This window comes from Colwellia psychrerythraea (assembly GCF_000764185.1).
Classification (GTDB): Bacteria; Pseudomonadota; Gammaproteobacteria; order Enterobacterales; family Alteromonadaceae; genus Colwellia; species Colwellia psychrerythraea_B.
The window spans coordinates 1-11076 of record NZ_JQEC01000067.1 but is presented as its reverse complement, the minus strand read 5'-3'; the positions used below and the strand labels follow the sequence as shown (position 1 = coordinate 11076).

Genomic DNA, 11076 nt, shown 5'->3' with positions numbered 1-11076 from the left:
TTTACTACTTTCATCGCCAGTAACGAATGCCCCCCGATAGCAAAAAAGTCATGGGTAGTTCCTATGCTCATCGAAATATTCAGTAACTCCTGCCACATGACCACTAACTTGCTTTCTATCTCGGTGCCCGGTGCTACATAACCTGCACTGCTGTGCTCCATCGCCCAATCAGCCAGGGCTCGTTTATTGAGCTTGCCGTTAGACAAGTAAGGAAACGTTTCAACTTCGATCAACTGATGTGGCACCATGTATTCAGGCAATACGCTTTTCAGCATTTGCATTATTTCAGTTGCACTCGCTTTAGCTTCAATGATAAATAATGATAAATTATGGGACGAGGCACTGAAAATACATTTTGCTTGCTCGGCCAACCCTGCATTTAATACCAGCATTGTTATTTCATCAGGCTCTATCCTGAAACCATTTAGCTTAACCTGATCATCAAGTCGCTCCAGATACATCAGATTATTATCCGCCAATACCCGTACATGATCTCCGGTTTTGTAATAGTTTATTTGACTGGCTTCACAATAATGCATCGCCTCGTCGGTTAAGTCAGCTTGATGATAATAACCGTTAAACAGCGAGTCTCCTGCAATTTGCAACTCTCCTGATTCCCCTTTAGCAGCCTCGGTGCCATTTTCTTTAACTACCCGACAGCTCAGGTTATTCACCGGATAACCAATCGGCACAAAATCGGTGATTAGGCGCTCGTTAAAACGCCAAAAAGTGGCATCAATACAACATTCCGATGGCCCGTATAAGTTAACAATTTCACAGTTAAATACGCTCTGTGCCCTTCTTGCTGTCAGCATTTTTAACGCTTCACCACCACAAAATATGGTTTGAAGATTATGCTCATAGCCATCAAAACTATCTTCCGTCATAACCTCCAGTAACGAAGGTACTATTTGCATCCGGGTTATATGCTGCTCTGATACAATACGTCTAAATAATGACGGCTCATAGTTGATTTCGCTTGGGGCTATCACCATAGTCCCACCGACCAGCAGTGGACTCCAGAATTCCCAGATGGACGCATCAAAACTCGCCGATGTTCTTTGTAGAAAACGGTCTTGGGGCTTAAATGAAAATTCCTGGTTTATCCAGTTCATATGATTTAACAATGCTTTGTGGCTTATGCTAACACCTTTGGCTTTACCTGTTGAGCCTGAGGTGAATAAGATGTAGGCCAAATCGTCACTACCGATTGTTATGTCGGGTGTTGTTATGTCATAGCGCCCTAGTTCCAATGCGCTATAATCGATAGCTTGACACCCTTCAATAGAAAAATCGCCCTGACAAATAAATGCCTTTGCCTGTGCATCTTGTAACATGGTATTGATACGTTGTACGGGTAATTCAACATCTATCGGGATATAAGCGGCACCCGTTTTCATTACCGCTAGCATGGCGATAACAAATTCGATGGAACGAGTAAGGCAAAGTGCAATGGCATCACCTTTGCCAATGCCTGTTCCTATCAAGTAATGCGCCAGACGATTCGCACTGGCATTGATGTCACTTAAAGAGGCCATATCACCACCAACCTGAGTTACGGCTGCATCAGGGATATTAAGTGCCCTTTCGAATGATTTCAATACAGTGACATCATTGCCCGTAGTTACTTGTTTGCCCATCGCTTTGTAGCTGGGGGGGGGGGATATTTTGTTACCCTGAATGTGATCAACCAAGTTAGATTTGCACGAGGTAAGAAAATAATTTAATGCCTGTTCATCAATAAAATCACTATCGTAGGTTAACTGCAAACGGGTCGCATTGCCCTGGGTGATTAACATAAATTGTAATTTAAACGCTTCGGGGAAATAAGCAACTTGCTCTATTGTAGCTGCCGACCCAGAGGGTCTGTCTATACTATCAAAAATAAAGGTAAAACCGTCGTTTTCATGTGCATGCTCCTTTGCGAAACATTCACTGTAATCTATCGCCAACGCACTGCAATCACGTTCATTTTCAACGGCAATGTCGAATGAATCCGACACGTCGGGAAATAAAGGCACAGCCCGACTCAGTGGACCAATCGCTTCAGCCAATGTGCTATCGCCGCGGCTATCAAAGACTCTTGCCAATGAAGCCTCTTTTGAATATTTGGTGAGTGATAATCGTAAACTTGCACAGATAACTTCGGCTACCGTCGCCTGATGTTGAGAGGCGTAACTGTCGAGGTGATCAAATACATCACCCAGCTCAACGCTGGCAAAACTATACTGTCTGGTTGACGACTCGATAGTTGAAGCGTGCATATAACGCTGTAATGAAAACGGCTGTTGCAACCCCGCAATACTTTTATCCTTAGTCCAAAAGGCACGCGCATCAAGCAGGTCATCATCGAGCAGAAAATCAGCCAGCCAAGGGGCTAACTCAGCATACTGAATAATATCTTCATGCAGTCTTTCAAGACTCTGTTTCAGGTTACCATTACCGGCACTAAGCAAAAGGTCGAGCAGGTAATTAAGAGAAAAAGCATCGGTATTAATACCAGATAACTCCAGATATAACCAACAGGTATCGCCCATATCCGCCAACACTACTCGATGCCAGGGCGTTGATGAACCACAAGATTTTAGCTCATTGGTGATGTTGTTTTTTTGTTCAGCTATTTGGATTTCATCAAGGTGTTGCCAATTCAATTCGATAAAGTTAACAGCTACTTCTGATGAAATATTTTGCCATAAAGCACCTAACTCATCTAAATGGTAATGAGTACGCAGAATTTCAACACCATAGAGCAGTTTTTGTAAACAGACTTTAATATCCTGAGCCTGTAAAGTTCCATCGAAAACAGCACTAATAGTGGCAACATCAAACGACTTCTGCGAATTATTGTTCAGTTGCTTCCAATAGGTATGTTGAATTGGGGAAGCCAACACTTGGTTATTCATTTAAGATGTTCCTTCTTTGTTCTTACTCATTTGATTTAGAGTAAGGTTCAAATTTAATTTATTGTTTTATAAGTAAAGAACTCAGTTCTTTACTATTACACATAAGCGATCTTTATCAGAAAACACTAATCTGAATATCCTGCTTAACTTTATAGTTTTCAATACCGATTTTCGAGATATTACCCTCGTGGTGTTATTCAATCGATAATAGGTTAGTGAAAATATTTCAATATCCATCATTTATAGCAATGTGACAATTGAGTAAACTATCTATTTATAATAAACCAACTTCCATATCTTCAACCTCTGTACTCTCTGGCAAGGTTTTGTGTGAACCAGTTATAATTAAATGTTCAATTTCCTGTTCAATCTCCTTTAATATAGTACAAATGTTATCGAGCTTATCTTGATTTCGACGCAATTCGACTTGTTCACCCACGATACTAAAATTTATGTATTTTCTAAATGTTGTAAAGTCTTTAAATTGTGTATAACACCCAGTGTATATCCCCTCCCAGCCCGAAAATGGCATCGGATAACGGAATTCATCACGTTCTTTAAATCCGAACTTGGGATTAGTAATAATAAATTTCGCAGCAACCCCTATCCTTTCAAACTCTGATGGACCTGAAGAATGAAATTGATCTGCTCCAAATATATAGACATCGCGCAAATCAGGTTTAATTACACTATGTGCTTTAATCTGATTTTTTGGTAATACACCTATTTTTCCCTTCGCATCATAATACAAAAAACTATTACTCACAGTATCAATATCAATTCCGGTAAATTGATGTGCGATTTTCAAATATTCTGGTGCTTGACTAGCACTGTCAATGAGATAGTTTGTTTTAGGTGCACCATTTTTGTCATAAAGACTCGGAACATCATTCTTCGTCATAACATCGAACAATGACCTGTCGTCCAATTTTTCTATTGCTTTCTGACGAAATAGTGGAATCCACAAATTGTAACATGGTCCTAGCCATTGATCGATAGTATCGATATGCCACTGATATTTATTTTCTTTATTAAATACTGTTACAGGTCTAACTGCAGAATTCTGAAGATTTACCGGTGCAACAAAATCATTTACATAAGCAATATCATTACGCGTGATACCCGGATAAATATCAGAAAGACCTTTTATCAATATGTCCAGTATATAGTCTGAATTTTCATCAATAAAATTTCTATTAACGTAATGCAATTGATTGTAGAAACAATCTTTTCCTTCTATTCCTCTAATAGTGGAGCGCACTAGATCTCGAAGAAACTCATTAGAAACCGCCTTATCTAATTTCAACATAAATATGTGTCCTTAAAACATCAATAAATTTAAATTTTTCTTTTCACTACAAGCTACTTTATTAACCTTTCTGAATAAAATCAGATTTTGATCGAATACCAATGTACATAATTAATACCAATTGATATAACTATCAACATTAGAATTAACAATGCACTTAGCCAATATCCATTCATCAATCCCAGAAAAAAACATCTCATGCATGAGATATAATCCTCATCAGTTCAACCCATAGCAACCAATACTAAACGTTCACCTGTGAAAGGTTTTCGACCATGAGCAACATTCCAGTTATCTAGCAACAGCACATCACTTTCACGCCAGTCAAACTTAACTTCTTCATCAGAATATGCACGACGTATTACTTCGATAGTATCGTCATCTATAACACTGCCATCCCCAAAACAGGTTGAAAAGGGGAATTCAGACAAGGCTAAATCTTCAAGCATTTTTTCTTTTACTTGAGGACAAAGAGTCGAAGGATGCCAAAACGAAATATGGTTAAACCAAACTCTTTCACCACTTTGGGGATGTTGATGAACCGCTTTTCTAACTTGTTCTGTTACCACAATACCATCTGAAATCTCTGTAACTTTTAGGTCAACTGCGGCACCATAAGCCTTAATTTCTTCAATATCTGTCATACCAAAGGCTTTTTGCACGCTTGGACCAAATCCATTGCCATAATTCCTACGTAATAACCAACCACCACGCTTTTCAAATTCTCTTACAATTTCACCGTCAATCCTATTCAAAACCTTTCTAATATCAACTATTTGTGTTTGTCCTCCATGTTGTGGTGCGGTGAGACAACAAAAAACTATTTTATTAGGGGGTGTAGTTACATACGACAATTCATTATGTAATGCTATTTCTTGATCTGGCGGAAATTCAGTTGCAGTATAAATTCCTTTGGTTAAATTAGTTCTTGGAGTCGCTCCTTCAACATATTGCGCTGTCTTTTTTATAGAATGACTGACAAACGATTGAAAATCTTCCTGACTATGAATATTAAACCCTCTAAAGAGTACAGCCCCATACTTATCCAGATCATCCTGTACCTGCTGTTCATTATTCTTGTACCATATCGGTAAATTCAAATTAGGTACATTACATGTATAAACTAATGGCAATGTTGGTGACTCTTTAAGAAATCCCTTTGATACGAGTGAATCTGTTGTATCACTTGTTCGTGTTTTTTTATTTTTCCACTTGTTAAAACTCATTTTATTTTCCCGTTGTTTTATAATTCCAGATTCAACATCAATCTTCATTAAATCAGTAATTTAAACCATCAAAGGCCTCATTCATTTACACTTACTGTAACTAAATGAGACACTTTATGACAAATTGTACTTTTTCTTAAATTTCTTCTACCAAACTCATCAGAAAACGCCTTCTTCAACAGATTTTCCAGCATCAAAGAACTCAGCCTTCCTTGTATTAATATTATTATTAGACATGTTTATCGATATTTTTTTTGCCATCAGTTCAATGATAGGATTTTCAAAGAAATCCCTAATTGAGAAAAGTGACTCATTAACTGATAATGTTTTACGGATGGCACTGATCACCCGTGTTGCTATAAGAGAGTCTCCCCCAAGATCAAAAAAGTGATCTTGAATACCAATCTGTTCAATACCCAATACGTTTTGCCAGATAGCAACCAAGATTTCTTCAACTTCATTGGTTGGTTTTACATAATCCGTTTCTAAATCAGGTCGTTCATAAAGCGTTTGAGTTGTCGTTTCAGTTTTAGCTATCCATTGACTTAAACGATGATCCAGTGAACCAGTAGAATGAATCAATTGTGGATAGTAAGCTCCTGCCAGTACCTGCTTAAATGCCTGTTCCCCTTCCTCTGGTGTCATGGCAAAGTTATTATATCCAGAATCACCAGCTTGGGCAGAGGAGAAGTTCCAACTGTCCCAGTTAACACTGATCCAGTTATCATCACCTAAATCATGCTTTCTTTGGACAAAAGCATCCATAAAAATATTAGTCGCCGCGTAAGCGCTGAAGCCTAAACCTCCTAATACAGAAGCCAAAGACGACATCAGCAAACAGAAATCCGGCTGACGAGTCCTAAGTAACTCGTCCAGTACGATAACACTATTAACTTTTGAACGATATTGCTTTTCAAAATCTTGTTTCTCTGTTTCTATCAGGGCTTTCATTGAACCGTGTACTTGTCCAGCACAATGAATGATCCCATTTATTACACCACAGCGTTCTTCTACCGTTTCAAACAAGGTCTGCATCTGCATCCCATCGGCGGTGTCCGCAGAATGAATAACCACATCCGTTCCTCTGGCTTGAATCGTCTGGATTTTATCTATCTTTTTACAGATTGATTGATCAACCTGACTTTTGATTATATCTTTCCAATCGTCCCTGGCGGGAAAATCTGATCGCCCCACTAGTATCAATTTAGCATTCTTGACTGTTTTACTGATATAACCAGCCAATAACAGGCCAATATTTCCTAAGCCTCCCGTAATCAGGTATACCCCGTCATTCTTGAGAACTTGAGCTGCAGGCATATCCTGTTTAAAAACATCAGTTTCATATTGTTTCTCCCAACGCTGATTTCCTCTTAAAGCAATCATTGAACAACGATGTTGCATGACCAGCTCTCTAGCAATAGTCTGACTTAAACTCTCAATATATTTATTATCATGATATTGATGTAATTTTACATCAATATGGTGGCATTCAAGCTCTGAATATTCCTGAGGTGCGACCTTACATAAACTGGTTATAGTCGCTTTTCCAGGATTAATAATTTCTTCACCAGAAACTCTCTCAATGTCATTGGTAATAAAATCAATCATGATATCACCACATAACCCCGCTATAATCATCCCTTTTATGGTATATAAAGCACTTAAGGTACCATTTTTTTGATCGGACCAAAAATCACCCATATCATATTCATGGCGCTGACTCATAGGGTCTATACTCAGCAAATGCACCACTCGAGTAATTTCTGCTGCGCTGCTAGCTGCACGGATCAATGCCAAATAATCCGCTTCCTGAGAGATATCAAAAGTATATTCATTGTTACTGACTCTGGCAAAACATTTACCAGAATATGCTCGGATCACTCGATGACCAGCATTGAGTAAACATTCAGCGACGCCTTCACCAACACCAGCATCATCCATGATTAATAACCAAGCTGAACTTTGTGAATTAATCAATAACTTGTCTTTTTTGAACCCTGGTTTTTGCTTCCATGTCGGCACAGACCACCATTTGTCCATTGGTAATTTCGTTTCAGTATTCATTATCATCCTTTGATTATTTTCAACTGGTTCAATCCAATATCTTACTCTTTCAAATGGGTAAGTAGGCAAAGGTACACGACGTCCTAAATGTTCCTGATGGAAGGCCTGCCAGTTCACATTGACACCATATCCCCATAATTTTCCTAATGCATTTTGTAGATTAACCAGATCACAAATCGATTCATTCGGATGACGCATTGTTGATACTGTGGCATGTTCTCTTGCTTGAATATTTTTTCTCGCCAGGGTAGACAAGGTTATCCCCGGACCTACTTCAATGACGACTTTATTAGCATGTAAAAACTCACGATCACTAAGAATAGTATCCACACCATCAGCAAACAACACGGTGCCTCTAAGGTGGTCAACCCAATATTGTGGATCTTGTGCTTGATCTGAAGTAATAAACCGACCAGTAACATTAGAAACATACGGTAAAGTTGGCGAACGCAAGCTTACTTTTTCAATAACAGCTTTAAAATCATCAAGAATGACATCCATCATTTTTGAATGATATGCATGAGAAGTATGTAATGGTCGGTAAACTATTTGCAGTTCATCCAGCAACACTGTCAAACGAGTAATAGCTTCATGCTTGCCAGAAGCAATGCAATTACTGACTGAATTAATGCCTGCCAGACAAGTACCTGTCTGAACAAGCAAGGGTTTCAGTTGCTCCGCTGTTATAGATACCGACAGCATTGTGCCTGATTCAACTTGCTGCATCAGACGTCCTCTGGCACTAACCAATTTTATTGCGTCTTCAAGGTCAAAAACCCCAGCCAGACACGCTGCAACATATTCACCAATACTGTGACCTAACATTGCATCGGGTTCAATGCCCCAAGATTGTAAAAGTTTGGCCAGACAATATTCAATGACAAATAATGCCGGTTGAGTAATGCGAGTCAGCTCAAGTAATGTCTTATTGTACTCATTATCAGGATTACTGTCTCCTTGAGGATAAATGATACTTCTTAAATCTTCATCTAAAATCGACAATAACAGATCAGCGCATTGATCAAAGAGTGCCTTAAACAAGGGTTCTTCTAAATAAAGTTGCTGACCCATATTTATATACTGGGCGCCTTGCCCTGGAAACATAAACACTACTGAGCGGCTTTTCCCTTTATCACGTACAACTTTTTGCTTATTTGTCAATAATGAAATTGCTTCAGCTACAGACTTACAAGCCAATGCAGTACTGTATTCATGTTTAGTTCTCCCCACTTGCAGTGTATAGGCAACATCATGAAGACTGACATCTTTATTCTCTTGTAAAAATGTTCGTAAATTCTCACAAGCCGTATTCAGTGCAGTTTTGGTCATCGCCGATAAAGGTAACAACCACGTATCTCTTAATGATGTACTTGATTCAACATTTGGCGCCTGCTCAAAAATAACATGGGCATTAGTACCGCCAATGCCAAAGGAACTTAGCCCAGCGCGCCTGAGATTATCTTCATTATCCCAAGGTTTCAGCTCGGTATTAATATAAAAGGGCGAGTTGTTGAAGTTGATCTGGCTATTACTTTCATCAAAATTAATACTTGGTGGGATCTGCTTGTTTTTTAAAGACTGGATCACCTTAATCATACCGGCTACACCAGCAGCTGTATCCAAATGTCCGATATTTGCCTTAACAGCGCCTAAAGCACAAGACCGATTTTCTGACGTACAATAAGCTTTTTGTAACGCTTTAAATTCAATAGGATCGCCAATTACAGTGCCCGTACCGTGTGCTTCAACATACTGTATCGTAGTTGCTGATACATCTGCATTTAGCAAGGCTTTACTAATGACATCCGCCTGTCCACCAAGACCAGGAGCAGTAAAACCAACTTTATCAGCGCCATCATTGTTTACCGCTGTTCCTTTAATTATTGCATGAATCGTATCTTTATCTTCCAAGGCTTTATCTAAGCGTTTCAGTAATACAATAGCAACACCGCTTCCCCCCCGAGTGCCCTGGGCATTATTATCAAAGGGACGACAATGACCATCAATTGAACTAATCCCTCCTTCTTCATATAAATAGCCAGTGGGTTTTAATAAAGAAACACAAGCTCCACCAGCGATAGCCATTTCACACTCATCAAGCATTAAACTATTGCATGCCTGATGCACTGTCACTAATGAAGTAGAGCAAGCAGTAAGAACATTGATACTGGGTCCTGTCAAATTCAATTTATACGACAGTCGAGTTGAAGTATAAGCAGAACTGTTGCCATAAAAAGCTGTTTTAACCGCTGTACCTATAATATCTGGGTTTGAAAGAATATTTTTGAGTAAATATTGACTTTCTCCTACACCGACAAAAACCCCTACATTTCTTTTTTGTAAGCGATCGCCATACCCTCCATGCTCTAAAGCTTGCGAAGCCGTTTCAAGTATAAGCCGTTGTTGTGGATCGAGTAACTCTGCATCCCTTGGTGAAAATGAAAAATAATTCGCATCAAAGTCTTTCATTCCGTTTAATATATGTCCAGATTTCACATAATTTTTCTGCTGTAATGTTGTTAGATCTATTCCTGATTCAAGTAATTCATTATCATCAAAAAATTGAATAGATTCCACGCCCGCACTAATATTCCCCCAAAATTCATCAATATTATCAGCTCCTGGAAAACGACCAGACATACCAATCACCGCAATATCAGTATCTTGCTGACGACGAGTATTTGCTGAGTTAGTATTTGCAGAGTCAGTATTGACTGCCCGTTCATCGAGTTCATTTTCCTTTGTCAAATAACCAGACAGAGATTTAATCGTAGGATACTCAAATATATCAGTCAGTTCTATCTGATATCCTGTTCGGTCAGATACTGCTTTTTGTACTTCAACACTTAACAGTGAATTTCCGCCACTTTCAAAAAAGTTGTCATTAATACTAATATTGTCCAATTGCAGAATTTCACACCAAATTACACTTAATTGATCTTCAATATTATTGTTTTTGCTGAATTTATCATTATGACCAAGCTCCACGTAGGCAATTTCCGATAATGATTTTTTATCAACTTTACCATTATTGGTTAGGATAAATTTGTCGACTTCGATAAACTTAGTCGGGATCATATATTCTGCCAACGATACCTTAAGCCAGCCTTTTAATTCACTTATTTTAGGGGCATGCTGATTAATAGTATAATAGGCGACCAAATGCTTTTTGATCCCTTCACCCTTAGCAAGCACAACAGCTTCTTTGATCTTATCATGACTAACCAACTGAGCCTCAATCTCACCCACTTCAATGCGATATCCACGTACTTTTAACTGGTCATCGATTCTACCGATAAACTCAAGATTACCATCGTGTCGATATCTTACCAAATCGCCCGTTCGGTAAATAATATCGTCCTGATCGGTTTGCTGTGAGTTTTTAACAAATTTATCATTGGTCAATTCATCATTGTTCAAATAGCCGTGAGTAACACCATCACCACCAATATACAATTCCCCTATAGCTCCCAAAGGTATGGGTTGACCATTATATAAAACATAAAACTTTATATTATTAATGGGTTGGCCAATAGGTACCGCATGAACATCATACTCCAAATCTTGTAATTCT

4 protein-coding genes are annotated in these 11076 nt (G+C 38.7%); all 4 read right to left on the bottom strand.

Annotated features, from left to right (window positions below; genetic code table 11):
* Nucleotides 1-2903: amino acid adenylation domain-containing protein (locus GAB14E_RS02845; RefSeq protein WP_033084136.1), on the bottom strand; the 2903-nt coding region annotated here is incomplete at its 3' end.
* A 274-nt stretch (nt 2904-3177) separates the two neighbouring features.
* Nucleotides 3178-4212 carry a hypothetical protein gene (locus GAB14E_RS02850; protein WP_033084135.1) on the bottom strand — a complete coding sequence of 345 codons (1035 nt, stop codon included), beginning with the start codon at nt 4210-4212 and terminating at the stop codon, nt 3178-3180.
* Between the two features lie 224 nt (nt 4213-4436).
* Nucleotides 4437-5486: a TauD/TfdA family dioxygenase gene (locus GAB14E_RS02855; protein ID WP_231562113.1), complete on the bottom strand. Its 1050-nt coding sequence runs from the start codon at nt 5484-5486 to the stop codon at nt 4437-4439.
* Between the two features lie 111 nt (nt 5487-5597).
* Entirely contained in the window at nt 5598-11063 is a 5466-nt protein-coding gene (locus tag GAB14E_RS0123475; protein ID WP_231562112.1) for a type I polyketide synthase, read from the bottom strand.
* Nucleotides 11064-11076 lie beyond the last annotated feature (13 nt).